The organism is Paraburkholderia sp. A1BS-2L (assembly GCF_051125205.1).
Taxonomy (GTDB): Bacteria; Pseudomonadota; Gammaproteobacteria; order Burkholderiales; family Burkholderiaceae; genus Paraburkholderia.
In genome coordinates this window covers 96,147-119,722 of sequence record NZ_CP120431.1, presented here as the reverse complement: position 1 = coordinate 119,722, position 23,576 = coordinate 96,147, and the positions used below count along the sequence as shown (strand labels likewise).

The following is a 23,576-nucleotide window of genomic DNA, read 5'->3' as shown; positions in this document are numbered from 1 at the left end:
GCCCATACTCAAAAACCGTGCCGTACCGTCAGCGTTGCGCCGGTGCTGCGCGAATGCAGGATCGCGAGGCGCGCGGTGCCCGAGAACACCCAGTCGTTGACGGTCAGCGACAGCCGCCGCTGCGGTTGCGCGCCGATCGACAACGTGGCGTTCGGGACTTCGGTGAGCGCGAGCGCGGGCGCGGTCGAACGGCCCATCTGGAGATACGCGGATGACTGCTGCGGCTGCGCCGCCCCTGGCGCCAGACTGGCGCTCTCGCCGCCGAGCCGGAAATCATGGTCGATCTTCACGCTGTAGAAGTCCGGCAACTGCGCGTCGAAGGGCGCGCGCTGCTCTGCCTGATACTGGAATTCGTAGCGATGCAGCCAGCTCTGCGGCGCCGGGATGGAAGTCATCACTTCCATGGGCAACGGTGCGATGCTGGCGACCGTGATCTCCTCGGGCGGGCCGGCGAGCGTGCCGTCCGCGAGCGCGTACCCGCTCAGCAGGAGGCACACCGCGCCAACAATCCTTTCGTTCAGGCACGTCATGGACATGCCTCCTTTGAAAGAATGAAAACGTCACGCTACCGGAATCGTTGCGTCCGGACCGACCGTCTTTATCGCCTGGCTTTACTCCAACATTCTAGTCAGTCAGACGCGCCATGCTGTTCGAATGTATGCGGAAGCGCACAGTTGTGGCGCTGGCGGTCTGCCGCTATCGGTTGTCAGTTTTGCGCTATATGACTTGATCCTGACGCGGGAATACTACGTCGACCAAGAACGAAACTCGGCGGTTCGGCAATGAGAAAGCATGTGGATGGCACGGCAATGGCCATCATGGTGACGCTGTGCCTGGTCTGGGGCTTTCAGCAGGTGGCCATCAAGGCGGTGGCCGGCGACATCGCGCCCATGATGCAAGTGAGCGTGCGCTCGGGCATCGCTGCCGTGCTCGTGTGGCTGTACAACCGCTTCGTGACGCGTGAGCGCTGGGTGCCCGGCGTCGCGCTGCGCTCGGGATTCGCGGTGGGCATGCTGTTCGCGCTCGAATTCCTGTTCGTTGCCGAGGCGCTGCGCTGGACCCACGCCTCGCACGTGGCCGTGCTGCTCTACACCGCGCCCATGTTCGCCGCGATCGGACTGCATCTGAAGCTGCCCGATGAACGCCTCGCCGGTCTTCAATGGGGCGGCATCGGCCTTGCGTTCGCGGGCATCGCCGTCGCGTTTCTCGGGCCAACGCTGCTGGGCGGGGGCTCGAGAAACGCGACGGCAGGCCCCGACTGGCTGCTCGGCGACTTCATGGCGCTGTGCGGCGGCGCGGCGTGGGGCATGACCACGATCGTCGTGCGCACCACGCGCCTGAGCGAGGCGCCCCCCACCCAGACGCTCTTCTATCAGCTCGCGTGCGCCTTCCTGCTGTTGCCGGTCGCCTTCGCCACCGGCCAGACCACGCTTCATAGCGCGCCGCTCGCGCTCGCGAGCCTCGCGTTCCAGGCCGTCGCCGTGGCCTTCGTGAGCTACCTGACGTGGTTCTGGCTGCTGCGCCGCTATTTTGCGGCGCGTCTTGGCGTGCTCTCGTTCATGACGCCGCTGTTCGGCGTGGCGATGGGTGTGGTGCTGCTGCGCGAGCATGTGGATGCGGCGTTTCTCGCGGGCTCGGCGCTCGTGCTCACGGGCCTTTTGATCGTCAACGGCGAGGCGTGGCTGCGCCAGCTATTCGCACGCGGCGCCCGCGCCCAGGGCGGCGCAGGGGTTTGAGGGGCGCGGGCTGACTCGTCGCGGGCTGTATTGGGCAGGGCGTCAGGTGCGCTATGCCGAAATCGTCATTGCCATTGCGCCGTTCGAGCAAGACGGACACGCGGGCGAGACCTACGATTGTCGCCATGAAAGCCCTCACCGTAATCGACTCCCATACCGGCGGCGAGCCTACGCGGCTCGTGACCGAAGGCGGCCCCGAGCTGGGCCGCGGCCCGCTCAAGGAGCGGCTCGAAATTTTCCGCCGCGACTTCGACCACATGCGCGCCGGCATCGTCAATGAGCCGCGCGGCTCGGACGTGATGGTCGGTGCGCTGCTCTGCGAACCGCACGATCCCAGCTGTTCGGCGGGCGTGATCTTCTTCAACAACGTGGGCTTTCTCGGCATGTGCGGGCACGGCACGATTGGCCTGGTCGTTTCGCTGGCGCATCTGGGGCGCATCGCGCCGGGCGTGCATCGCATCGAGACGCCCGTGGGTGTGGTCGAGGCCGAATTGCACACGGATCGCAGCGTGACGGTGCGCAATGTGCCCGCCTGGCGCTACCGCCAGGGCGTGCCGCTCGACGTGCCCGGCCTCGGCCGCATCCATGGCGACATCGCGTGGGGCGGCAACTGGTTCTTCCTCGTCTCCGATCACGGCCAGCAACTCGAGTTCGCTAATGTCGAAGCGCTCACGGAAGTCTCGTGGGCCATCCGCCAGGCGCTCGAAGCCAATGGCATCACGGGCGAGGGGGGCGCGCAGATCGACCACATCGAGCTGTTCGCGCACTCCGATCAGGCCGGCATCGATAGCCGCAATTTCGTGCTGTGCCCCGGCAAGGCCTACGACCGCTCGCCGTGCGGCACCGGCACGAGCGCGAAGATTGCGTGCCTCGCCGCCGACGGCGTGCTCGCGCCGGGCGCGCACTGGCGCCAGGAGAGCATCGTGGGCAGCGTGTTCGAGGCGCAGTACGAAAACGCCGCGGATCTCGCGCCCGGCTACGTGCGTCCGAGCATTCGCGGCACGGCGCACATCAGCGCGGAAGCCAGGCTGATTTTCGGCGACGACGATCCCTTCGCGTGGGGCATTCGCGCGTGACGAAGCCGATGGGTTCCTGTCCCGATGTGATCGTGGTGGGCGCGGGTATCGTGGGCGCAGCGTGCGCGCACGAGCTTGCGCAGCAGGGCGCCGATGTGCTCGTGCTCGATCGCGCGGGCGTGGGCAGCGGCGTGACGGCTGCGGGCATGGGGCACCTCGTGGTGATGGACGATTCGCCCGCGGAGTTCGCGCTTTCCGCATGGTCGCGCGAGCTGTGGCTCGATCTCGCGCCGCGCCTCACTGCGCGCGAGGCGTTCGTGCGTTGCGGCACGCTGTGGGTCGCCGCCGACGATGAAGAATACGCACTCGCGCAAGCGCGCCAGCAGGCGCTCGCCAGTCAGGGCGTGGCGTGCTCGATGCTCGACGCGCAGCAGGTGCGCGAAGCGGAGCCCGCATTGCGCAAGGATTTGCAAGGCGGCATGGTGATTCCCGACGATGCCGTGGTCTACGCGCCGGCGGTTGCCGCCTGGCTGCTCGCGCAGCCGGTGAAAGGGCGCGTCGCGTGCCGGCTGGGCGCGAGCGTCGCGCGCGTGGACCGCGCGGGCGTGGTGCTGGCCGACGGCGAGACGCTTGCGGCCGGCGCGGTGCTGATCGCCAACGGCCTGCAAGCCGTCGATCTGCTGCCCGGCCTGCCGATGCAGGCAAAGAAGGGACATCTGCTCATCACGGACCGTTACCCGGGAACGGTGCGCCACCAGATTCTCGAACTCGGCTACATCAAGAGCGCGCACAACGCGACCGGCACCTCGGTGGCGTTCAACGTGCAGCCGCGTCCCACGGGGCAATTGCTGATCGGCTCGTCGCGCCAGTTCGACAGCCTCGATGCCGCCGTGGAGCCCGCCATCCTCGCGCGCATGCTGCGCCGCGCAGCCGAGTATTTGCCGGAGCTGCCGTCGCTCAACGCGATTCGCGCGTGGACGGGCTTGCGGCCCGCGACCCGCGACGGCCTGCCGCTCATCGGCCCGGCTGCGCAATTTTCCGGCGACACGCACTATCCCTCGACATGGCTCGCAACTGGGCACGAAGGCTTGGGCGTGACCACGGCGCTGGCTACCGCCAAACTGATCGCCGCGCAGATGTTCGGCATGCCGGAGATGTCGAGGATCGACGCCACGCCGTATTTGCCGGCACGCTTCGGTGCAAATGCCGCGACGCAGGCTGCAACGACAGGAGCCGCGCATGGCTGAGACGATCACGCTCAACGTCGATGGCCAACGCGTCAGCGTCGCACGAGGCAGTTCGGTCGTAGCGGCCGTGGCAGCGCCCGTGGCGCTTGCGGCGGGAATGCACAAGGGTTGCACGGGAGATGCAGCCGTGATTACGCGCCGCTCCGTGAGCGGTGCGCTGCGCGGGCCGCTGTGCGGCATGGGCGTATGCCAGGAGTGCCGCGTGACGATCGATGGCGTGCAGCATCGGCTCGCGTGCCAGACGCTCTGCGCGGAAGGCATGGAAGTGGTCACGGGGAGGGCTGCCGCATGAAGTTCGACATCCTGATTATCGGCGCGGGCCCGGCGGGATTGAACGCCGCGCGCGTGGCGGCGCATGCGGGCGCGCAGGTCGGCATCGTCGACGACAACGCGTTGCCCGGCGGCCAGATCTGGCGTCAGGGCCCCGCGCATCCGCCGGCGGGCCGCGCGCGCGAGGCCATCGAGGCGCTCGCGAAGCTTTCCAACGTCTCGCGCATGAGCGGCACGCGCGTCGTGCAGGCCACGGGCGCGCGGCAATTGCTGCTCGAAGATGCCGCGCGCGGCTTTACGGTCGACTACGGCAAGCTCATCGTGGCGACGGGCGCGCGCGAACGCTTCCTGCCGTATCCAGGCTGGACGCTGCCGGGCGTGACGGGTGCCGGCGGCCTCCAGGCGCTCGTGAAGGGCGGCATGCCGGTGCGCGGCGAACACATCGTGATCGCGGGGACCGGGCCGCTGTTGTGGGCCGCCGCCGTCACGGCGCGCGAGCATGGCGCACAGGTGGCGGCCATCGTCGAGCAGGCGCCGCCCGATGCCGTGCGCCAATTCGCGGCCGGGCTCGTGGCGACGCCCGCGAAGCTCGTGCAGGCGGCGCGCATGCGCTTCGATCTGCGCGCCACGCCGTACCTGTGCGGCGCGCATGTGGCGGCGGCGGGCGGCGAGACGCAACTCACGCACGTGCGCATTCGCAAGGGCCGCGAGGAGATCCGCATCGATTGCGAACGTCTCGCCTGCGCTTATGGACTGGTGCCGAATACGCTGGTGGGCGCGGCGCTCGGGTGCAGGATCGACGAAACGCTGGGCATGGCCGCGATTGCCGTGGATGACATGCAGACCACGTCGCAGCCCGATGTCTACGCGGCGGGCGAATGCACGGGCGTGGGCGGCATGGAGCTGGCGGCAGTGGAAGGCCGCATTGCGGCGCACGCGGCGCTTGGCGAAGTCGATCAGGCGCGGGCGCTGTTCGCGCAACGCGCGCGCTATCGGCGCTTTGCTGCGCGCATGCATGCGGCTTTCGCGCTCGATCCGCAATTGCGCACGCTTGCCGAACCCGACACGGTGCTGTGCCGCTGCGAAGACGTGCGCTACGGCGATGCCGCCCGGCATCGCTCATGGCGCGACGCCAAGCTTCAGACGCGCTGCGGCATGGGGCCTTGCCAGGGCAAGATCTGCGGCGAAGCGGCGGCCTTTTGCTTCGGCTGGCCGCGCACTGGACAGAACGGCCAGCGCCCGCCGTTTTCGCCGGCGCGCATCGGCACCTTGCTCGAAGTGAGCGGCGAGGCATAACGCCGGACCCCTGCGTCGGCACGGCCAACGGGCGGCGCGAAACGTTCGCCGCCGATTTTTGTCGCGGATGCCCAAGCCCGCAAGGCAAGGGCATAATCGAGCGGGTCCCGACTCGATACGCCGCGCAATGTCCGCACTGGTTCTGCCCGCCGCCCTGGAAAACACGACGCTGCCACAGATGGTGGCGCACTTCTCCCTGCTCGAACCACTCTTCGACGCCATGCCCGATGTGGTCTTCTTCGTGAAGGACCACGAGGCGCGCTATGTGATCGCCAACCTCACGCTTGCGGCGCGCTGCGGCTTCAAGGACAAGCGCGCGCTGCTCGGCAAAACCGCGGAGGAGGTCTTTCCAAGGCGCTTCGGCCGCATCTACACCGAACAGGACCAGGCCGTCGTGCGCCTGAACAGCCGGCTCATCGACCAGCTCGAACTGCATCTGTATCCGGGGCGCCAGCCCGGCTGGTGCCTGACCTCGAAGGTGCCGCTGCAGGACGCGCAAGGGCGCGTGCTGGGCGTGGCCGGCATCTCGCGCGACCTGCAGGCCGCGGAAGGCACGCATCCCGCGTATCAACGTCTTGCCGTCGCCGCGAAGTACATCCAGGACAACTATGCGCAGCCGCTCAAGCTCTCGCACCTGGCCACGCTCATCGACATGTCGGTTGCGCAGATCGAGCGCTATTTCCACAAGATCTTCCATCTGACGCCGCGCCAGATGCTGCTGAAGACGCGGCTGGACGCGGCCTCCGAACTGCTCGCCGGCGACCTCAGCATCACCGACGTGGCCACGCGCTGCGGCTATAACGATCACAGCGCGTTCACGCGGCAATTCAAGGCCACGGTGGGGCTCACGCCGAGCCAATACCGCGCGTTGCTGCATCCGCAAACCGGCGACGCCTGAGCGCGAAAGCCACGCCGGCGGCTTCGCGCGCGGATCTCCAGGGGTTGTCCCGGATAAAACGGCACAGGCAGGCGCCCGCGCGCCCGACTGTGCCGATTTCGTCTTTTTGAGTCGCGAAAGCTCTCAAGATTTACGCACGCCGGATAGCGATACTTCTCCCATCGCCACACCATGTTGGCGGACCCATTCACCGAAGGAGATTGTCACCGTGAGCCGTAACGCTATCCAATGGAGCGGGGTGTTTCCCGCCGTCAGCACCCAGTTCAAGCCGGACTTCTCGGTCGACATCGAAGCGACCCACCGGGTGGTGAGCAACCTCGTCAAGGACGGCGTGTCGGGCCTCGTGGTGTGCGGCACCGTGGGCGAGAACACTTCGCTGAACACCAGCGAGAAGCTGGCCGTGATCGAAGCCGCGCGCGATGCGGCGGGCGGCAAGGTGCCGGTGATCGCGGGCGTGGCCGAGTTCACCACCGAGTTCGCGCGCCAGACCGTGCGCGAAGCGCAGCGCGTGGGCGTGGACGGCGTGATGGTGATGCCGGCGCTCGTGTACTCGGCCAAGCCGCACGAGACGGCCGCGCACTTCCGCGCGGTCGCGTCGAGCACCGACCTGCCGGTGATGGTCTACAACAACCCGCCGATCTACAAGAACGACGTCACGCCCGATGTGCTGATCGCCATTCAGGATTGCGAGAACATCGTCTGCTTCAAGGACTCGTCGGGCGACACGAGCCGCTTCATCGACCTGCGCAATGCCGTGGGCGACCGCTTCGTGCTGTTCGCGGGCCTCGACGACGTGGTGGTCGAGAGCATCGCCGTAGGCGCCGAGGGCTGGGTCTCGGGCATGTCGAACGTGTTCCCGAAGGAAGGCGAGACGCTGTTCCGCCTCGCGAAGCAAAAGCGCTTCGACGAAGCGCTCGCGCTCTACCGCTGGTTCATGCCGCTGCTGCACCTCGATGCGCGCCCCGACCTCGTGCAGTGCATCAAGCTGTGCGAAGAGCTCGTGGGCCGCGGCAGCGCGCTCACGCGCGCGCCGCGCCTCGCGCTGGAAGGCGAAGCGCTCGCGCACGTGAAGGCCGTGATGGAGAAGGCGCTCGCGACCCGTCCGCAACTGCCTGACGTGGGACTCTGAAGCCTGGCGTTCTTGAACGCGATCTTTCCATCCGTTTTGAAATCGGGCCTTACTGGCCCGGTTTGCATTTTTGCAGGGGCATTATGACTATCACCGGCCAGTCGCTGATCGGCGCGGCAAGCGTGCCAGGCACGAACGGCGCATTTCACGGCATCGACGCCCGCACGGGCGAAGCGCTCGAACCCGCATTCGGCGGCGCGACCCAGCATGATCTGGAGCGCGCATGCGCGCTTGCGGAAGCCGCTTTCGACACGTACCGCGATACGGATCTGGAAGCGCGCGCGGCTTTTCTCGAAACGATAGGAGAGCAGATCAATGCGATCGGCGATGTGCTGATCGAACGCTGCATGGCCGAAACCGGCTTGCCGCGCGCACGCCTCGAAGGCGAGCGCGGGCGCACGGTCACGCAGCTCCGGCTCTTTGCGGCGGTGCTGCGCAATGGCGATTGCGTCGATGCGCGCATCGATCCGGCGCAGCCCGAGCGCAAGCCCCTGCCGCGCGTGGACCTGCGGCTGCGCAATATCGCGCTCGGGCCCGTGGCGGTGTTCGGCGCATCGAATTTCCCGCTGGCGTTTTCGGTGGCGGGCGGCGATACGGCATCGGCGCTGGCGGCCGGCTGCCCCGTGATCGTGAAGGCGCATGGCGCGCATCCGGGCACATCTGAACTCGTCGGGCGCGCGATCCAGCGCGCCGTGCAACGATGCGGTCTGCCCGAAGGCGTGTTCTCGATGCTGTTCGACAGCGGAATCGCCGTTGGCCAGGCGCTGGTCGCCGATCACCGCATCAAGGCGGTGGGCTTCACGGGATCGCGCGCAGCGGGCGTGGCGCTCATGAAGATTGCGAACGCGCGTCCCGAGCCGATTCCTGTCTATGCGGAAATGAGCGCGATCAATCCGGTGGTGCTGTTGCCGGGCGCGCTGGCCGCGCGCGGCGCGGCGATCGCGCAGCCGTTCACGGTTTCGCTCACTCAGGGTGCGGGCCAGTTCTGCACCAATCCGGGCCTGGTGCTCGCCGTGCAAGGCGAGCCCCTGCACGCCTTCGAGCAGGCCGCGAGCGCGGCGCTTGCGAATACGAGCGCAGCGACGATGCTCACGCCCGGCATTCACGCGAACTACTGCAAGGGCGTCGAGCGTCTCGCGGCGAACCCCAGCGTGGAGCGGCTTGCAAGCGGCGCGGCAGGCGGGCGTTTCGACGCTCAGGCGGCGCTCTTCGCGACCACGGCTGATGCGTTCCTTTGCCAGCCCGAACTGCGCGACGAAGTGTTTGGCCCGGTGTCGCTGATCGTGCGCTGCAAGGATCTGAACGAGCTGCATGGCGTGCTCAAGGCGCTGGAAGGTCAATTGACGGTGGCCGTGCATCTGGACGCCGCCGACCACGCAGCGTGCCGCGCCCTGTTGCCAACGCTCGAGCGCAAGGCGGGCCGAATTCTCGTGAACGGTTTCGGCACGGGCGTGGAAGTCGGTCATGCGATGGTGCACGGCGGCCCGTTCCCGGCAACCACGGATGCGCGCACGACTTCGGTGGGTAGCCGCGCCATCGAGCGCTTCCTGCGCCCGGTTTCGTATCAGGATCTGCCTGACGCCTTGCTGCCCGCAGCGCTGCGCGCAGCCAATCCGCTCGGGCTCACGCGGCGCGTGGACGGCGTGATCGATCGCGAGGTGCATAAGGATGACTAATCAAAATCCGGGCGTCACGCTGTCGCTCGACGAACTATTTGCATTGGCGCGCAAGGCGCTCATCCATCATGGCCTGTCGCTCGCGCACGCGGAAGCGATCGCGCACGTCATCACCCAGGGCCAGCGCGACGAGTGCCATTCGCATGGCATCTACCGTTTGCTCGGCTGCGTGCGCTCCGTGCGCAGCGGCAAGGTCGATCCGGGTGCGGAGCCCACCTTGCGTAACGTGTCGCCGGGCGTGCTCGCCGTGGATGCGCATTACGGCTTTTCGCTGCTCGCCTTCGAGCGGGGCTTGCCGGTGCTCGCGGAAAAAGCCCGCACGCAAGGCATCGCGGCGATGGCCATCAATCGCTGCTTCCATTTTTCGGCGCTATGGCCGGAGGTGGAAGCCGTTGCTGCGCATGGCCTGGTCGGTCTTGCGATGAACCCGAGCCATAGCTGGGTCGCGCCGGCCGGCGGCACGCGCGGCGTGTTCGGCACCAATCCGATTGCGTTTGCGTGGCCGCGCGAGCATGGGCATCCGTTCGTGTTCGACTTCGCGACCAGCGCGATCGCGCGCGGCGACATCGAACTGCATGCGCGCGAGGGCAAGCCCATTCCCGACCATTGGGCAATCGACAGCGAAGGCAAGCCGACCACCGACGCGCGCGCCGCGCTGGAGGGCGCAATGCAGACGTTCGGCGGCCACAAGGGCTCGGCGCTGGCGGCCATGGTGGAGCTGCTGGCAGGCGCGCTGATCGGCGATCTCACGAGCATGGAGTCGCAGGCGTTCGACGATGGCGCGGGAGCGGCGCCGTGTCATGGCGAACTGGTGATTGCGATTGATCCGCGCCGGTTCCTGGGCGCGGACTACGCGGCGGGGCATGAACGGGCCGAGCGGTTGTTTGCGGCGGTGGTCGGGCAGGGCGCGCGCTTGCCGTCGCAGCGGCGCTTCGAGGCGCGCGAGCGCAGCGAGCGCGATGGCGTGCGCATTGCGCAGGCGCTGTATGACGATGTGATGAAGTTGTTTGAGTGACACCCGAAGGTGCTTTTGCGCGCGGCGCGGTTTATGCTGCGCCGCGCAATTTTTGTAACTGCGCCATCATTCTCCACGTGGAGATTTATTGCAAATTTGGCAATTTTCCCAATTACGTGGAATAACGCTGTGATCGCCGGTGCCCCAGAGATCGTGTGCTGCGCGTGACGATCTGGCGTAGCGAGGTGGCGGAGACCCCACGGATCAGGGGCGGTGCTTGCCGCGGCCACCAGCCGGTTTTCCTGCCGGCGTACGTGGCCCCGCGGCTGGCTTGCCGGCGGCTTTGCTGCGTGGCTTTTGCACGCTGAATGGACTACCGGCGGTCAAGCTCGTGTCCATACCCGTGGCCGCAGCGGGCTGTGCCGCGGGCTTGCGTTTGTTTTCGCCACCTTGCGGGCGCGGTTTTTTGCCGGGCATCTGCGCAGCGACCGGCGCGGCTTGCGGCACCTTGGGCTTCTTGGGCTTTTTGGGTTTCTTGATGATCTGGCCCGTCGCGCTGGTTTCCGGCACGCGGTGGTCGGCTTCGAAACCCGGCTCCTCTTCACGACGCAGGGTTTGCCCGATCAGCGCTTCAATGGCGGCGAGCTGCGGGGCTTCATCGGCGCACACGAGGGACACCGCCACGCCACTGGCGCCCGCGCGGCCGGTGCGGCCAATACGGTGCACATAGTCTTGCGCCACGATCGGCAGATCGACGTTGATCACCAGCGGCAGGTCGTCGATATCCAGCCCTCGCGCAGCCACATCGGTGGCTACCAGCATGTTGACTTCGCCGGCCTTGAAGCGCTCCAGCGCTCGCAGACGCGCGGGTTGTGGTTTGTCGCCGTGGATGGTGTCGACCGCATAGCCCGCGTCGTCCAGTGTGGCCGCCAGGTAATCCGCGCCTTTGCGGGTTTTGACGAACACCAGCGCGTGGTCCCACTTGTTCCCGGCCACCAGGTGCATGAAGAGATCAGGCTTGTTCTTTTTATCCACCGGCACCACCCACTGCTTGATCTTGCTGGCCGTGGCATTGGGCGGGCTGACACTGATATTGACTGGGCCGCGCAGAATGTTCGCCGCCATGGCGCGGATATCGTCGGTAAACGTGGCGGAGAACAGCAGGGTTTGGCGCCGGGCGGGCAGGGCCGCAAAGACGGCGTTGAGTTCGCGCGCAAAGCCGAGATCGAGCATGCGGTCGGCCTCGTCCAGCACCAGCGTTTGTACCTGATCGAACTGCACGGCGTTCTGGCGATTGAGGTCCAGCAAACGGCCCGGCGTGGCAACGAGCACATCCACGCCCTTGCGCAACTTCATCATCTGCGGGTTAATGCTCACACCGCCGTAGGCGGCCAGAAATCGCAAGTCGAGACCTTTGCCGTAGGCGATAAAGCTTTGCAGCACTTGTTCAGCCAGTTCGCGCGTGGGCACCAGTACCAGAACGCGCGCGCGGTTGCTGGACACTGCCGGGCCGTGTTGCACCAGCCGTTGCAACAGCGGCAGCGCAAACCCCGCCGTTTTGCCCGTGCCGGTCTGTGCCGCGGCCATGACGTCCTTGCCACCGAGCACAGCAGGAATCGCCTTGGCCTGCACCGGCGTGGGTGTCTGGTAATTGAGGTCCTGCACATTGCGCAGCAAGGGATCGATCAGGCCAAGCGAGGCAAAGGACATTGGCGTATTCCGGGAAAAAAACGCAATTCTAGCGGTTGCCGCCCGCTTGCGCCGCGACGGCACGCTGCACTACGAGACATCGACGAGCCGTGCCGCCACCCGCGCCGGCCTCGATTACATCAACAACAAACACGCCGGGGCCGCCGCGCACCCGGCGACCTCAACTGCAACGGAGCCGCTTCATGGCGTTTTTTGAACTCAACGGCATGCGTCCTCGCGTCGACGCATCCGCGTATGTGCATCCTTCCGCAGTCGTGATTGGCGACGTGACGATTGGCGCGCATTGCTATATCGGCCCGCACGCGAGCCTGCGCGGCGACTTCGGGGCGATCGTGATCGAAGCAGGCAGTAATGTTCAGGATAACTGCACGTTGCACGTCGGCGTTCGCGAGACCTGCTGGCTGGGCGTCAATAGCCACATCGGACATGGGGCGGTCGTGCACGGCGCCCGTCTCGAACCGGACGTGATGATCGGCATGAACGCCGTCGTCATGGACGGCGTCGCGGTCGGCAGGCAAACGATCGTCGCCGCGTGTGCTTTCGTCAAGGCGGGCTGGGAAGTGCCGGCCGCCGTGCTGGTGGCCGGCGTGCCCGGACGCGTCGTGCGGCGTCTGGATGAAGCGGAGATTGCCGGCAAGGCGGAAGGCACGCGGCTTTATCAGCAGCTTGCACGAGATTGCTTGCGTACGATGAAGGAGGTGGAGGGCGAGGCGCGATGATCGACACTCCAACCCGAACGTTCCCCTCAACACCGCCCCTCACGCAACGCCCGTTCCCACTCGGGCCGCCCATTGGCGCGCGCCAGATCCGCTGCCGCATCCCAGTCATACTCCACCGCATGAAACTCGGCGCGCCAGCCTGACGCCGTGCGCGTGACCGTTGCATAGCGCGCGTGCGGCGAACCCGTCTCGATGCGATGCGGCCATGGGCGGTCATCGTCGTAGGCCTGAAGTCCCACGCTGCCCGGATTGACCACGAGCCGCCCATCGCCAAGTGTCGCGCAGCGCGGCATGTGTGTATGACCGCACAGAATCAGGCGTTCCGCACCATGGCCCGCGCGGCGCTCGACCTCTTCCAGGGTGGCGGCGCGGCATCCCGCATCCGTCACGGTCTCGAGAAAATAGTCGAGATCGTTGTCCGGGGTGCCGTGAACCATGAGCACGTCATCGCCGATGCTAAGCGTGGCCGGCAGCCGCGTGATCCAGTCGAGCTGGTCGGCGCGCAACGCCGCGCGCGCGAAGCGGTCGGATTGCCTCATAGGCTCGATGTCACTGCCCAGCAGTTGCCGTTCGTGGTTGCCGCGAATGGTGGGCAGGTCGAGCGCCATCAGCCGGTCGGCCGTTTCGGCTGGCAAGAGCGATCCGGACACGATGTCGCCGAGATTGACGATCAGGTCTGCGTCCTGCGAGCGGATGTGGCGCAGGACGGCATCGAGCGCGGCGAGATTGCCGTGAATGTCCGAGAGTGCAGCGATTTTCATGACATCGCAATGGGTGAGAAGAGGTCTTCATTCTCGACCATGCCAGCGTGCTTGTGCAATCTTTTGTATCGGCCATCCGCCCGGATACATTGGGATACATGCCGCCGCGCACGCTGCGCTATAACGTAGCCAACGCTATCGACGCGACGAGGAGAATGCACCATGAATGCCGAAACGCTGCACGGTTCCTGTCACTGCGGGGCCGTGCGCTTCGCGGTCCGCACCGCGCTCACGCCCGCTTCGCGCTGCAATTGCAGCCTGTGCCGCCGCAAGGGCGCGCTGATGTCGCCGCTGTTCGCCGCGAGCGAGCTGACCATCGTGAGCGGCCAGGACAACCTCACGCTCTATCAATTCAATACGCGCGTGGCGAAGCACTACTTTTGCAAGCACTGCGGCATCTATCCATTTCATCAGACACGCAAGGACCCCGTGCGATGGCGCGTGAACCTCGGTTGTCTCGACGGCGTGGACCCCTATGCGCTGGAAGCCGGCCTGAACGACGGCGCCAGTCTTTCCGTCGTGGAGGATGCGTGAAGCGGCTCTTGGCGGTGCTCGCGCTGCTGGCCGGCGGGCTGGCGACCGAGGCAGTGCATCCGCTGTCGTGCTCGCTCGCGACGCTCACGCGTCGCGAGAAAGTCACGCGTCATGGCAGGCGCAAGCCGGCGCCACGCAGCGTATGATCGGCGCATGGAAAAGACCGACCACATTCTGATCGTCGACGACGATCGCGGTATTCGCGAGCTGATTGCCGAGTACCTGGAAAAGAACGGCATGCGCGTGTCGCTCGCTGCGAACGGGCGCGAGATGCGCGCGGCGCTCGAGAACGGCGCGCCCGACCTCATCGTGCTCGATCTCATGATGCCCGGCGAAGACGGTCTCGTGCTGTGCCGCGACTTGCGTGCGAGCCGCTTGCGCGCGGTGCCGGTGCTCATGCTCACGGCGCGCGGCGAGGAAACGGACCGCATCGTCGGCCTCGAAATGGGCGCCGACGACTACCTTGCGAAACCGTTCGCCGTGCGGGAGTTGCTCGCGCGTATCCGCTCGGTGCTGCGCCGCACGCGCATGCTGCCGCCGGGCATGCAGGTGAGCGAGACGGCGTCGATGCTCGGCTTCGGCGAATGGCGGCTCGACACCACGGCGCGCCATCTGCTCGACGAGGACGGCACGCTCGTCGCACTGTCCGGCGCGGAATACCGGCTGCTGCGCGTGTTCCTCGACAACCCGCAGCGCGTGCTGACGCGCGATCAACTGCTGAACCTCACGCAAGGGCGCCAGGCGGACGCGTTCGACCGCTCGATCGATCTGCTCGTGAGCCGCTTGCGGCAGCGCCTGCGCGACGGCGCGCGCGAGCCTCGCTACATCAAGACGCTGCGCAATGAGGGCTACGTGTTCTCGTCGGCAGTGAACGTGATCGAAGGGGCGCCATGAGCACCGCGAGTCACGACGCGCAGCGCGGCGCGGCCGCCGCGGCGGCGTCGCGCGGCCCGAGGTTGCGCTGGCCGCGCACGCTGTTTGCCCGGCTCGCGCTGATACTCTGCGTGGGCCTCGCGCTGGCGCAGACGCTGTCGGTCTGGCTGACGCTCACCGAGCGCGACGAATCCACGGCCAATATGATGATGGATTATGTCGAGCGCGAAGTGGCCAGCTCGGTGGCCTTGCTCGACAACCTGCCGCCCGCGCAGCGCGCCGCCTGGCTGCCGAAGCTCGCGCGGCGCAGCTATGCCTTCATGCTCGATCCGGGCATGCCTGGCGTTGCGCCCGACGCACAGCTTTCGCGGCGTTACGAGTCGGCTATCGCGAAGGGCATCGGCAAGCACTACGCGCTCACGGTCAATGCGATTCCCGGCGAGCGCGAGCATCTGCAAGTCCATTTGCGGTTGAGCGACGGCTCGCCGCTTACCATCGACGTGCGCCCCCAGGCGGCGCTGCCGCTCTCGCGCTGGCTGCCGCTCGTGCTGATTCTGCAGCTCGTGGTGCTGGCCGTGTGCTGCTGGCTCGCGGTGCGCATCGCGACGCGTCCGCTCGATGCGCTCGCGCGCGCCGCCGACGCGCTGGGCCCCGACCTCAAGGCCGGGCATCTGGACGAGAGCGGCCCTTCCGAAGTCGCGCGCGCCGCGCGCGCATTCAACGCGATGCAGACGCGCATCGCCGGCTATATGACCGAGCGCATGCAGATTCTCGCGTCCATTTCGCACGATCTGCAAACGCCGATCACGCGCATGCGCCTGCGCGTGGACACCATGGACGACGGCGTCCAGAGCGCGAGGCTCAGGCAGGACCTGCAAGAGATGGAGCAGCTCGTGAAAGAGGGCGTGGCCTACGCGCGCACGCTGCATGGCACCGCCGAGACGCCGGTGCGCGTGGACCTCGACGCGCTGCTCGACAGTCTCGTGTGCGATTACGCCGATGCCGGCAGCGACGTGCGCTACGAGGCGCGCGCGCCGCTCGCGGTGGTGACGCGCGCGCAGGCGCTCAAGCGCATCGTCGGCAATGTCGTCGACAATGCGCTGAAATTCGCGGGCGCGGCGGAGATTGCATTGAGCGAGGGGCCGGGCGAAGCGCAGGTCACGATCGCGGTGCTCGACCGTGGGCCGGGCATTCCCGAGCATGCGCTGGAAGCGGTGTTCGAACCGTTCCACCGGCTCGAAACCTCGCGCAATCGCGGTACGGGCGGCACGGGGCTGGGCCTTGCGATTGCACGTCAACTGGCTAGTGCAATGGGGGCGCAGCTCTCGCTGCAGAACCGCCCGGGCGGCGGGCTGGAAGCGCGACTCGTGCTGCATGACGAGCGCCGGCAATGACCCCGATGTGTTCAACGTGCATCGGGGTTTTCAAATATCCACGGTTTCAGATGCGAGTCTGATTCACCCGCTTCGACAATTCCTCCGCGCTTTCCTTGCGTTCGCTATACCGGTCCACCAGATAAGGCCCGATGTCGCGAGTCAGCAAGGTGAACTTCACGAGTTCCTCCATGACGTCCACCACGCGGTCGAAGTACGCAGACGCCCTCATGCGCCCGGCTTCGTCGAATTCGAGAAACGCCTTGGCAACCGACGACTGATTGGGAATGGTCAGCATGCGCATCCAGCGGCCGAGCACGCGCATCTGGTTGACGGCGTTGAACGACTGCGAGCCGCCGCTCACCTGCATGACCGCGAGCGTCTTTCCCTGGGTCGGCCGAACGGCGCCCACGGACAACGGAATCCAGTCGATCTGCGACTTCATGATTCCGGTCATGGCGCCGTGGCGCTCCGGCGAGCACCAGACCATGCCTTCGCACCATTGCACGAGTTCGCGCAGCTCGACCACTTTCGGATGCGTTTCGGGCGCGTCGTCCGGCAAGGGCAAACCGCCTGGATTGAAGGTGCGCACGTCGGCGCCCATTGCCGTGAGCAGCCGCGCGGCTTCCTCGGTCAACAACCGGCTGAACGAGCGTGTCCGCAGCGAGCCGTAAAGCAGCAGAATGCGCGGCGGATGTGTCGAAATTTTCCCCGGCTGCAACTGGCTGATATCGGGAATTCTGAAGTGCGCCGTATCGAGTTGCGGCAAAACGGTGGTGAGATCGGGCAAATGGGTTCTCCGGATTGGCGGCGAATGTGGGCGCGCGTGTTGTTCACGCGCATTCGTACCAGTCTTTAGAGCGGTTGACGATGCGCACGACGAGCAGCATGACCGGCACCTCGATGAGCACGCCAACTACGGTTGCGAGGGCAGCGCCCGAGTGAAAGCCGAACAGGCCAATCGCGGTGGCCACGGCCAGTTCGAAGAAATTGGACGCACCAATCAACGCGGATGGGCAAGCAATATTGTGCTTTTCACCGACTGCGCGATTAAGCCCATAGGCAAGCGCCGCATTGAAAAAGACCTGAATCAGAATCGGGACTGCCAATAAAAATATCACGAGCGGCTGCTCGATAATCGCCTGACCCTGAAAGGCGAACAGCAGGATAAGCGTTGCCAGCAGCGCAGCGATGGACCAGGGGCCGATCTTCGCCATGATTGCGTCGAATGCCGATTGCCCGTTGGCGAGCAGCAGCTTTCGCAGTATCTGCGCGAGCATTACCGGAATCACGATATAGAGCACGACCGACGTGAGCAGTGTCGCCCACGGCACCGTAATGGCGGAAATGCCGAGCAGCAGGCCGACCAGCGGCGCAAATGCGACCACCATGATGCTGTCGTTCAGGGCGACCTGCGACAGCGTGAAAAGGGGGTCGCCGCCGGTCAGCCGGCTCCAGACGAACACCATGGCCGTGCATGGCGCGGCAGCCAGCAGAATCAGGCCGGCTACGTAACTGTCGAGTTGCGCGGCGGGCAGCAGCGGCGCGAATACGTGTTTGATGAACAGCCAGCCCAGCAACGCCATGGAAAACGGCTTGACGAGCCAGTTCACGACGAGCGTGACGCCGATGCCCTTGATGTGCTGGCGGACTTCATGGAGCGAGCGGAAGTCGACCTTGACGAGCATCGGCACGATCATCACCCAGATGAGCAGGCCGACCGGCAGATTGACCTGTGCGTATTCCATGCGGCCGATGGCTTGGAACACGCCCGGAAAAACCCGCCCCGACACGATGCCAGCGACAATGCACAGCGCGACCCAGACGCTCAGGTAGCGCTCGAAGAAGCTGATAGCGGGCTTGGGCGCGGCGTTCGCAGCGGTGGCTGCATTGGTGGGCGTATTCATCGGGATTGTGGAGCGTGTCAGCTGTGCAGGATGCCGTTCAGCGCGTGCTGGAGATCGGCGTTTGATAAGTTATCCAGAGGAAGCGCGAGCAGCTGCAGCATGCGATAGCCGATGGCCTGGCGCGTGAGCTCGAACGCCTGGCGCTTGCCTTCGTCGCCGCCAGCGGCATGCGAGGGGTCGGGGTATCCCCAGTGCGCCGTGACCGGACTGCCCGGCCAGTATGGGCATGGCTCTGCCGCTGCGCTGTCACACACGGTAATGACCACGCGCATTGGCTGGGCATCGCTTGCTGCAAATTCGTCCCAGCTTTTGCTGCGGTAGCCTCGCGTGTCGACGCCGGCGTTCGCAAGCGCCTCCAGCGCGAACGGGTTGATGCGTCCGCTCGGGGCGCTGCCAGCGCTATAGGCCCGCACGTCCTTGCCGAGCTTGTGCGCCCAGTGATTCAGCATGCCTTCGGCAAGCACGCTGCGCGCTGAGTTGTGGGTGCACAGAATGAGTACGTTGGTGGTCATCGCGAAGATTTGTGATGGCTGCCGCAGGCTTGGGGAGGCGCGTTCACGGCGCACGCCACGCCAGCGCAGCAGTTTTCCGTAAGAAAGCCCAGCAGATCGGTCATTGCATCGAAGTTCGCTGTGTAGATGACAAAGCGTCCTTCCTGGCGCGACTTCACGAGTTCCGCGTGGGACAGATCCTTGAGATGGAACGAGAGGCTCGAAGGAGCGAGATCCAGTTGCTGTGCGATTTCGCCGGCCGCCATGCCGTTTTCTCCGGCAACGACGAGCGAGCGGAAAATCGCGAGACGCGAATCATGAGCAAGCGCGCCGAGGGCGCGTACGGCAAGGCTGGAGTCCATGGCCGAGAGCGTATACCTTATATTTCGATATTTCAAGAGTTATCGAAATGATGCGGCGGTCAGACGAAAGACGATGAGGCGGGCGTGTGGCTCATTTCGCCGTGCTTGCGCCTTTGCGCGTTCGCGCCGCCGCCGGTGCCGGTGCCGCTCGTGCCGCCTGCGCCCCCTGTGCCGCCTGTGCCGCAACACGCGGCGACGCCATCTTGCGGCCCCGATGACGCACCTCCTTGCTGAATTCGAGGCAGGTCTGCGTCATCAGATCGGGCGAGCGGTACACCATGAACACGTGATAGTCCGGCAGCTCATCGCGAATCGGCAGGGGCTTGAGCGCATCGGGATTCAGCACGAGCGGTCCGGTGCGGCCGTAGAACACGAAGTCGGACCATACGCTGATAAGGTCCGTGCACGTGGCCAGTTGCAGCCCGAGCAGGTTCGAACTGCTCTGCACGATATTGCGCGGCATCTCCAACCGGTGCAGGCGCATCAGGCTCGCGAGCGGGCTGCCGGGGTCGTCGAGCGGATCGAGCGTGAGCCACTCCGCATCGATTAGCGAGCGGATGCGCGTCGCGCGCGCGAGCGGATGACCGGGGCGAGCAGCCACCAGCATACCGACCGAAAAAAGCGGCTCCCATTGAAACGCGCTGGTGCCGGGGCCGCTGTTCGTGGAGATGAGCGCGAGATCGAGATGACCTTCGCGCAGGCCTTCGAGAATCTGCTGCGGGCGCATCTCGTAGGCACGAATGGCGACCGAGGGAAAACGCGCGCGAAAAGCGGCGATGGCCTCCGGCAAAGGGCCGCTCGACGCGACCGCCGAGAAACCGATATTGAGTTGCGCCTCGGCGTGGCCGCGCATCGATTCGATGTCTTCGAGCGCGTGACGCAATTCATGCTCGACCACGCTCGCGCGCTTGACCAGCGCGCGCCCGTAATTCGTGAGGCTCACCCCGCGCACCGAGCGCGAAATGAGCGTCACGCCCAGTTCGCGTTCCAGCTCGGCAATCGCCTTGGAAAGCGCGGGCTGCGAGACGTGCAGGCTGCGCGATGCCTCGTGCATGCTGCCGTGCTGCGCGAGCGCGAGCAGCACGCGCAATTGGTGCAGTTTCATCCGACGATTGCCTCCAGTGCTTCGCATGACCGGGGCGGCATGTCCAGGAGCGTCGGTATTTGTCCCGATGTCCGCTGACCGATGGTTATGACGGCGATTCTATCTGGTTATCACGATGAAAATTTCTCACTTTTTTCAAAAATGAACCTTGCCTGAATATCGATGCGTGCCTGCCGGCTCTCACTCGCGGCGCACGACGAACGCCACGAACGCGATGTTCAACCCCGCTTGCGGAGATCCGCCATGAATGACGCCACGCTCGCCATCGCGGGCGCCACCCCCGCCCACGCGCCGGTGCGCCAGAGCCAGTTCCGCCTCATTGCCGCATGCTCGATTGGCAATGCGCTCGAAATGTACGACTTCACGGTCTACAGCTTTTTCGCGCTTCTGATTGGCCGGCTCTTCTTTCCATCGGAGAGTCCGTTTGGCTCGCTGCTGCTCGCGGTGGCCACCTTCGGCATCGGCTTCGTGATGCGTCCGCTCGGTGGCCTCGTGATCGGCAGCTATGCCGACCGGCGCGGCCGCAAGGCGGCCATGACGCTCACCATTGCGCTGATGGTGGCCGGCACGCTGTGCATTTCGCTGGCGCCCACCTATGCGCAGGCGGGCGTGTACGGCTCGCTCGTGCTGCTCGCGGGGCGCTTGCTGCAAGGCTTTTCTCTCGGCGGCGAGATTGGCGCGGCCACCTCCATGCTGATGGAAGCGGGTTCGGTGGGGCAGCGCGGCTTTCGCGTGAGCTGGCAACTGGGCAGCCAGGGCATTTCCGCGCTGGTCGGCGCGTTCACGGGCGCCGTGCTTTACGCAACGCTTACGCCGCATGCGCTCGAAAGCTGGGGCTGGCGCGTGCCGTTTCTCATCGGTCTCGCGATCGCGCCGGTGGGACTCTATATCCGCGCGAAGCTCGACGAGACGCACGAGGCCGCGCCCGATGCGCCCAGCCCGCTCGGCATGCTCATGCGCGAGCACGGCGGCAAGGTGCTCCAGGGCATTCTCTCGGTCACGGCGGGTACGGTCGGCATGTATCTCGTGGTGTTTTTCATGCCCACCTACATGATTCGCGTGCTGAAAATGCCGCCTTCGCTGTCGCTGCTCTCGGGCTGCGCCACGGGGGTCACGATGCTGGTCGCCTCGCTCGTCTCGGGGCGGCTCGCCGATCGTCTCACGCGCCGCAAGCCGCTCGTGATGGGCGCGGTCGCTTTCAACCTCATCGCGGTGGTGCCTGCGTTCTGGCTCATGACGCGCTTTCCCAGCGTGCCGCTGGTGCTGGCGCTCTCGGTGCTGCTGACGGCGTCCGCGAACCTCGGCTCGACACCCATGCTGCTCGTGTTCATGGAAATGTTGCCGGCCGGGGTGCGTGCGAGCGGCCTCTCAGTGATCTACAGCGTGGGCGTGACGGTGTTCGGCGGCAGTTCGCAGTTCGTCGTCACCTGGCTCATCGCGAAGACCGGCAACCCGCTTGCGCCGGCGCTCTACATGGTGGCCTGCGGCCTCGTCACGCTGCTCGCGGTCCGGAGCATTCGCGAGCGCCGCGCCGACTGATTCATTCGAACCTCTGGAACACCACAAGGACCCGCCCCTATGAAGCGCGAACCCACGCTCACGCCGTTTCAACTGCTGCCCACGCTGCTGCCCGAGATCGAAATCGACGCCGAAGCGTTCATCGATATTCGCAGGCAGATTCATTCGCAGCCCGAATTGGGCTTCGAGGTCGGGGCGACTGCGAAGCTCGTGGCGATGCTGCTCGAGAAGTGGGGCTACGAGGTTCACACGGGGATCGGGCGCAGCGGGGTGGTGGGGCAACTGAAAGTGGGCGAGGGCAAGCGGCGCCTGGGCATCCGCGCCGACATGGATGCGTTGCCCATTGTCGAGAACACCGGTCTGCCTTATGCGAGCCAGAACGCGGGCAAGATGCACGCATGCGGTCACGACGGCCACACGGCCATCCTGCTTGCGGCAGCTAAAACGCTGGCGCAGCGGCGCGACTTCGACGGCACCCTCAACCTCATCTTCCAGCCCGACGAAGAGAACCTGTGCGGTGCGAAGGCGATGATCGACGACGGACTGTTCGAACGCTTTCCGTGCGATGCGGTCTACGCACTGCACAACATGCCGGGCGTGCCGGCGGGTACGTTCCGTGTGCTCCCGGGTTCGGTGAGCCTTTCATCCGATGTGGCCGACGTCACGCTCAAGGGCGTGGGCGGCCATGGGGCCATGCCGCACCGCGTGAAGGATCCGGTCGTGGCGGCTGCCGCGTTGATCACGGCGCTGCAGACGATTGTTGCGCGCAACGTCGCGCCCGACGACACCGCCGTGGTGTCGGTGGGCTTCATCAAGGGCGGCGCGACTCACAACGTGATACCCGAAACGGTGACGCTGGGCATCAACATACGCGCGGCGCGCCCCGAGACGCGCGAACTGGTGGAGCAGCGCGTGCGCGAGATCGTGGCGGCCACGGCGCAGGCGCACGGCGTCCAGGCGCAGATCGACTACCGGCAACTCACGCCGCCGATGGTCAATACGCCTGACGAAACGTTGCTTGCGCAACAGGTTTGCGCGGAACTGGTGGGAGCGGAGAATGTCGTCGTTCAGGCCCCCAAGGGCCTGAACGGCAGCGAGGACTTTGCGTGGATGCTCAACGCGGTGCCGGGTTGTTATTTGCTGCTCGGCAATGGCGAGGGCGAGTTCGGCGGCTGCATGGTGCACAACCCCGGCTACGACTTCAACGACCAGGTGCTGCCGCTGGGCGCGGCGGCATGGGTGCGGCTCGCGCAGCGCTTTCTTGCAGGATGAAAGTGTTGTGCTGACAAGCGGCTTTCATTGTGGCATGAAGGCCGCTTGTCCATCGTGAGTCCGCCATGTGCTTAAGCTTCTCTTCAGCCAGGCTTCGCTAACATCGCGAAGCCTCTGCGCCCTGAAGTGAGTCTTGCCATGAAGCCGCTGCCGTCTGCACCGTTTCTTGCACGATTGCGTGCAGATCTGTTCGTCATCGCCCTGGTGACGATGTTCATTCAAGCTGCCGTGTTCGTCGCGATCGTGGTGCTGCGCGTGCCGGAGATGTCGTTTGCGACGCCGGAGTTTCGTCTGGGCGTGGTTGGGATCGCGGCCGCAACGGTATTCGCGGTGCGCTGGATCGCGCGGCGTGCGACGCTTGACGCGATCAAGACGCATTCGCCGTCGTGAATCGCCGGGTCGCGGCGGTATCTAAGGTATCCGAATTAAATTGCGCCGCTGGCGATACTCGCCGTCATCAACTCGCCGCCGCCGACGAGCTTGTCGACGATGCTGCAGCCCATGCTGTAGCCCCCCATCAACGCTTCCGCTTCCGATGCAAACGCCCGCCCCGCCACGCGGTCGATGCGCAGCGAAGCGAACGGCATGGTTTCATCCGAGGAAATCAGGAGCAAGGCGACGTGGTCGAGCGCAGCGGCGCCCTTGCGCGTGCGGCAGACCGTTTCGACGCTCACGTGGAGCGTGTGGCCGCGATGTTGATACGTGCGTTTCATGCGTGAAACCTGGAG

General features: G+C 65.9%; 26 protein-coding genes. 17 read left to right on the top strand and 9 right to left on the bottom strand.

Going from position 1 to position 23,576, the window contains the following annotated elements:
- Window positions 1–8 precede the first annotated feature (8 nt).
- Entirely contained in the window at window positions 9–530 is a 522-nt protein-coding gene (locus P5W98_RS30445) for a hypothetical protein (RefSeq protein ID WP_421028166.1), read from the bottom strand.
- 252 nt (window positions 531–782) lie between these two features.
- Here P5W98_RS30445 and P5W98_RS30440 point away from each other — a divergent pair, with 252 nt between their 5' ends.
- The 9 genes from P5W98_RS30440 to P5W98_RS30400 all read left to right on the top strand — a co-directional run bounded on the left by P5W98_RS30440 (window position 783) and on the right by P5W98_RS30400 (window position 10,283).
- Window positions 783–1,736, top strand: a complete 954-nt coding sequence (locus P5W98_RS30440) for a DMT family transporter (protein ID WP_421028165.1) — start codon at window positions 783–785, stop codon at window positions 1,734–1,736.
- 125 nt (window positions 1,737–1,861) lie between these two features.
- Window positions 1,862–2,812 carry a 4-hydroxyproline epimerase gene (locus P5W98_RS30435; RefSeq protein WP_421028164.1) on the top strand — a complete coding sequence of 317 codons (951 nt, stop codon included), beginning with the start codon at window positions 1,862–1,864 and terminating at the stop codon, window positions 2,810–2,812.
- A gap of 8 nt (window positions 2,813–2,820) precedes the next feature.
- A complete protein-coding gene (locus tag P5W98_RS30430; RefSeq protein WP_421028756.1) occupies window positions 2,821–3,999 on the top strand; it encodes an NAD(P)/FAD-dependent oxidoreductase in 1,179 nt (392 codons plus the stop codon).
- A complete protein-coding gene (locus tag P5W98_RS30425; RefSeq protein ID WP_421028163.1) occupies window positions 3,992–4,291 on the top strand; it encodes a 2Fe-2S iron-sulfur cluster-binding protein in 300 nt (99 codons plus the stop codon). Before P5W98_RS30430 ends, P5W98_RS30425 begins: the two co-directional genes overlap by 8 nt.
- Complete coding sequence (locus P5W98_RS30420; RefSeq protein ID WP_421028162.1) at window positions 4,288–5,565, top strand: FAD-dependent oxidoreductase; 1,278 nt, start codon at window positions 4,288–4,290, stop codon at window positions 5,563–5,565. Before P5W98_RS30425 ends, P5W98_RS30420 begins: the two co-directional genes overlap by 4 nt.
- Before the next feature lie 127 nt (window positions 5,566–5,692).
- A complete protein-coding gene (locus tag P5W98_RS30415) occupies window positions 5,693–6,463 on the top strand; it encodes an AraC family transcriptional regulator (protein ID WP_421028161.1) in 771 nt (256 codons plus the stop codon).
- 208 nt (window positions 6,464–6,671) lie between these two features.
- A complete protein-coding gene (locus P5W98_RS30410; protein ID WP_175195211.1) occupies window positions 6,672–7,592 on the top strand; it encodes a dihydrodipicolinate synthase family protein in 921 nt (306 codons plus the stop codon).
- Between the two features lie 83 nt (window positions 7,593–7,675).
- Window positions 7,676–9,268, top strand: a complete 1,593-nt coding sequence (locus P5W98_RS30405; RefSeq protein WP_421028160.1) for an aldehyde dehydrogenase (NADP(+)) — start codon at window positions 7,676–7,678, stop codon at window positions 9,266–9,268.
- The gene (locus P5W98_RS30400; RefSeq protein ID WP_421028159.1) at window positions 9,261–10,283 is read left to right on the top strand and encodes an Ldh family oxidoreductase; all 1,023 of its coding nucleotides are present in this window, start codon (window positions 9,261–9,263) and stop codon (window positions 10,281–10,283) included. The genes P5W98_RS30405 and P5W98_RS30400 overlap by 8 nt, the downstream gene beginning before the upstream one ends.
- A gap of 204 nt (window positions 10,284–10,487) precedes the next feature.
- Here P5W98_RS30400 and P5W98_RS30395 read toward each other — a convergent pair whose 3' ends face one another.
- Window positions 10,488–11,933 carry a DEAD/DEAH box helicase gene (locus tag P5W98_RS30395; RefSeq protein WP_421028158.1) on the bottom strand — a complete coding sequence of 482 codons (1,446 nt, stop codon included), beginning with the start codon at window positions 11,931–11,933 and terminating at the stop codon, window positions 10,488–10,490.
- A 182-nt stretch (window positions 11,934–12,115) separates the two neighbouring features.
- Between P5W98_RS30395 and P5W98_RS30390 the strand changes: the two genes are divergently transcribed.
- Window positions 12,116–12,652 carry a transferase hexapeptide repeat family protein gene (locus P5W98_RS30390; RefSeq protein WP_421028157.1) on the top strand — a complete coding sequence of 179 codons (537 nt, stop codon included), beginning with the start codon at window positions 12,116–12,118 and terminating at the stop codon, window positions 12,650–12,652.
- A 26-nt stretch (window positions 12,653–12,678) separates the two neighbouring features.
- Here the strand turns inward: P5W98_RS30390 and P5W98_RS30385 are convergent, their stop codons facing one another.
- Window positions 12,679–13,413, bottom strand: coding sequence for a metallophosphoesterase family protein (locus P5W98_RS30385; RefSeq protein ID WP_421028156.1), 735 nt, complete (start codon window positions 13,411–13,413; stop codon window positions 12,679–12,681).
- 162 nt (window positions 13,414–13,575) lie between these two features.
- On the opposite strand from P5W98_RS30385, the gene P5W98_RS30380 reads away from it, so the two are divergent.
- From P5W98_RS30380 to P5W98_RS30365, 4 genes are read left to right on the top strand one after another with little or no spacing between them, the layout of a single operon-like run.
- Window positions 13,576–13,947, top strand: coding sequence for a GFA family protein (locus P5W98_RS30380; RefSeq protein WP_421028155.1), 372 nt, complete (start codon window positions 13,576–13,578; stop codon window positions 13,945–13,947).
- A complete protein-coding gene (locus P5W98_RS30375) occupies window positions 13,944–14,093 on the top strand; it encodes a hypothetical protein (protein WP_421028154.1) in 150 nt (49 codons plus the stop codon). The genes P5W98_RS30380 and P5W98_RS30375 overlap by 4 nt, the downstream gene beginning before the upstream one ends.
- Window positions 14,094–14,100: 7 nt before the next feature.
- A complete protein-coding gene (locus tag P5W98_RS30370) occupies window positions 14,101–14,841 on the top strand; it encodes a response regulator (protein ID WP_421028153.1) in 741 nt (246 codons plus the stop codon).
- Window positions 14,838–16,214 carry an ATP-binding protein gene (locus P5W98_RS30365; protein WP_421028152.1) on the top strand — a complete coding sequence of 459 codons (1,377 nt, stop codon included), beginning with the start codon at window positions 14,838–14,840 and terminating at the stop codon, window positions 16,212–16,214. The genes P5W98_RS30370 and P5W98_RS30365 overlap by 4 nt, the downstream gene beginning before the upstream one ends.
- Before the next feature lie 46 nt (window positions 16,215–16,260).
- On the opposite strand, the gene arsH is transcribed toward P5W98_RS30365, so the two are convergent.
- The 5 genes from arsH to P5W98_RS30340 form a co-directional block, all read right to left on the bottom strand.
- On the bottom strand, window positions 16,261–16,983 hold the full coding sequence (gene arsH / locus P5W98_RS30360; protein ID WP_421028151.1) for an arsenical resistance protein ArsH: 723 nt from the start codon (window positions 16,981–16,983) through the stop codon (window positions 16,261–16,263).
- A 43-nt stretch (window positions 16,984–17,026) separates the two neighbouring features.
- A complete protein-coding gene (gene arsB / locus P5W98_RS30355; protein ID WP_421028150.1) occupies window positions 17,027–18,100 on the bottom strand; it encodes an ACR3 family arsenite efflux transporter in 1,074 nt (357 codons plus the stop codon).
- Window positions 18,101–18,117: 17 nt separating this feature from the next.
- Window positions 18,118–18,612, bottom strand: a complete 495-nt coding sequence (locus tag P5W98_RS30350) for an arsenate reductase ArsC (protein ID WP_421028149.1) — start codon at window positions 18,610–18,612, stop codon at window positions 18,118–18,120.
- Window positions 18,609–18,953, bottom strand: a complete 345-nt coding sequence (locus P5W98_RS30345) for an ArsR/SmtB family transcription factor (protein ID WP_421028148.1) — start codon at window positions 18,951–18,953, stop codon at window positions 18,609–18,611. Before P5W98_RS30345 ends, P5W98_RS30350 begins: the two co-directional genes overlap by 4 nt.
- Window positions 18,954–19,044: 91 nt before the next feature.
- Window positions 19,045–20,058, bottom strand: a complete 1,014-nt coding sequence (locus tag P5W98_RS30340; protein WP_421028147.1) for a LysR family transcriptional regulator — start codon at window positions 20,056–20,058, stop codon at window positions 19,045–19,047.
- Between the two features lie 243 nt (window positions 20,059–20,301).
- Here P5W98_RS30340 and P5W98_RS30335 point away from each other — a divergent pair, with 243 nt between their 5' ends.
- The 3 genes from P5W98_RS30335 to P5W98_RS30325 all read left to right on the top strand — a co-directional run bounded on the left by P5W98_RS30335 (window position 20,302) and on the right by P5W98_RS30325 (window position 23,238).
- On the top strand, window positions 20,302–21,597 hold the full coding sequence (locus P5W98_RS30335; protein ID WP_421028146.1) for an MFS transporter: 1,296 nt from the start codon (window positions 20,302–20,304) through the stop codon (window positions 21,595–21,597).
- Between the two features lie 39 nt (window positions 21,598–21,636).
- Complete coding sequence (locus P5W98_RS30330) at window positions 21,637–22,848, top strand: M20 aminoacylase family protein (RefSeq protein WP_421028145.1); 1,212 nt, start codon at window positions 21,637–21,639, stop codon at window positions 22,846–22,848.
- Window positions 22,849–22,986: 138 nt separating this feature from the next.
- Window positions 22,987–23,238: a hypothetical protein gene (locus P5W98_RS30325; protein ID WP_421028144.1), complete on the top strand. Its 252-nt coding sequence runs from the start codon at window positions 22,987–22,989 to the stop codon at window positions 23,236–23,238.
- 35 nt (window positions 23,239–23,273) lie between these two features.
- Here the strand turns inward: P5W98_RS30325 and P5W98_RS30320 are convergent, their stop codons facing one another.
- Window positions 23,274–23,561, bottom strand: coding sequence for a hypothetical protein (locus P5W98_RS30320; RefSeq protein ID WP_421028143.1), 288 nt, complete (start codon window positions 23,559–23,561; stop codon window positions 23,274–23,276).
- Window positions 23,562–23,576: the final 15 nt, after the last annotated feature.

What these genes read in the sequence shown, in the direction of transcription:
- P5W98_RS30445 (WP_421028166.1), bottom strand. Translation starts at nt 530, where the DNA reads ATGACGTGCCTGAACGAAAGGATTGTTGGCGCGGTGTGCCTCCTGCTG.
- P5W98_RS30440 (WP_421028165.1), top strand. Translation starts at nt 783, where the DNA reads ATGAGAAAGCATGTGGATGGCACGGCAATGGCCATCATGGTGACGCTG.
- P5W98_RS30435 (WP_421028164.1), top strand. Translation starts at nt 1,862, where the DNA reads ATGAAAGCCCTCACCGTAATCGACTCCCATACCGGCGGCGAGCCTACG.
- P5W98_RS30430 (WP_421028756.1), top strand. Translation starts at nt 2,821, where the DNA reads ATGGGTTCCTGTCCCGATGTGATCGTGGTGGGCGCGGGTATCGTGGGC.
- P5W98_RS30425 (WP_421028163.1), top strand. Translation starts at nt 3,992, where the DNA reads ATGGCTGAGACGATCACGCTCAACGTCGATGGCCAACGCGTCAGCGTC.
- P5W98_RS30420 (WP_421028162.1), top strand. Translation starts at nt 4,288, where the DNA reads ATGAAGTTCGACATCCTGATTATCGGCGCGGGCCCGGCGGGATTGAAC.
- P5W98_RS30415 (WP_421028161.1), top strand. Translation starts at nt 5,693, where the DNA reads ATGTCCGCACTGGTTCTGCCCGCCGCCCTGGAAAACACGACGCTGCCA.
- P5W98_RS30405 (WP_421028160.1), top strand. Translation starts at nt 7,676, where the DNA reads ATGACTATCACCGGCCAGTCGCTGATCGGCGCGGCAAGCGTGCCAGGC.
- P5W98_RS30400 (WP_421028159.1), top strand. Translation starts at nt 9,261, where the DNA reads ATGACTAATCAAAATCCGGGCGTCACGCTGTCGCTCGACGAACTATTT.
- P5W98_RS30395 (WP_421028158.1), bottom strand. Translation starts at nt 11,933, where the DNA reads ATGTCCTTTGCCTCGCTTGGCCTGATCGATCCCTTGCTGCGCAATGTG.
- P5W98_RS30390 (WP_421028157.1), top strand. Translation starts at nt 12,116, where the DNA reads ATGGCGTTTTTTGAACTCAACGGCATGCGTCCTCGCGTCGACGCATCC.
- P5W98_RS30385 (WP_421028156.1), bottom strand. Translation starts at nt 13,413, where the DNA reads ATGAAAATCGCTGCACTCTCGGACATTCACGGCAATCTCGCCGCGCTC.
- P5W98_RS30380 (WP_421028155.1), top strand. Translation starts at nt 13,576, where the DNA reads ATGAATGCCGAAACGCTGCACGGTTCCTGTCACTGCGGGGCCGTGCGC.
- P5W98_RS30370 (WP_421028153.1), top strand. Translation starts at nt 14,101, where the DNA reads ATGGAAAAGACCGACCACATTCTGATCGTCGACGACGATCGCGGTATT.
- P5W98_RS30365 (WP_421028152.1), top strand. Translation starts at nt 14,838, where the DNA reads ATGAGCACCGCGAGTCACGACGCGCAGCGCGGCGCGGCCGCCGCGGCG.
- arsB (WP_421028150.1), bottom strand. Translation starts at nt 18,100, where the DNA reads ATGAATACGCCCACCAATGCAGCCACCGCTGCGAACGCCGCGCCCAAG.
- P5W98_RS30350 (WP_421028149.1), bottom strand. Translation starts at nt 18,612, where the DNA reads ATGACCACCAACGTACTCATTCTGTGCACCCACAACTCAGCGCGCAGC.
- P5W98_RS30345 (WP_421028148.1), bottom strand. Translation starts at nt 18,953, where the DNA reads ATGGACTCCAGCCTTGCCGTACGCGCCCTCGGCGCGCTTGCTCATGAT.
- P5W98_RS30340 (WP_421028147.1), bottom strand. Translation starts at nt 20,058, where the DNA reads ATGAAACTGCACCAATTGCGCGTGCTGCTCGCGCTCGCGCAGCACGGC.
- P5W98_RS30335 (WP_421028146.1), top strand. Translation starts at nt 20,302, where the DNA reads ATGAATGACGCCACGCTCGCCATCGCGGGCGCCACCCCCGCCCACGCG.
- P5W98_RS30330 (WP_421028145.1), top strand. Translation starts at nt 21,637, where the DNA reads ATGAAGCGCGAACCCACGCTCACGCCGTTTCAACTGCTGCCCACGCTG.
- P5W98_RS30325 (WP_421028144.1), top strand. Translation starts at nt 22,987, where the DNA reads ATGAAGCCGCTGCCGTCTGCACCGTTTCTTGCACGATTGCGTGCAGAT.
- P5W98_RS30320 (WP_421028143.1), bottom strand. Translation starts at nt 23,561, where the DNA reads ATGAAACGCACGTATCAACATCGCGGCCACACGCTCCACGTGAGCGTC.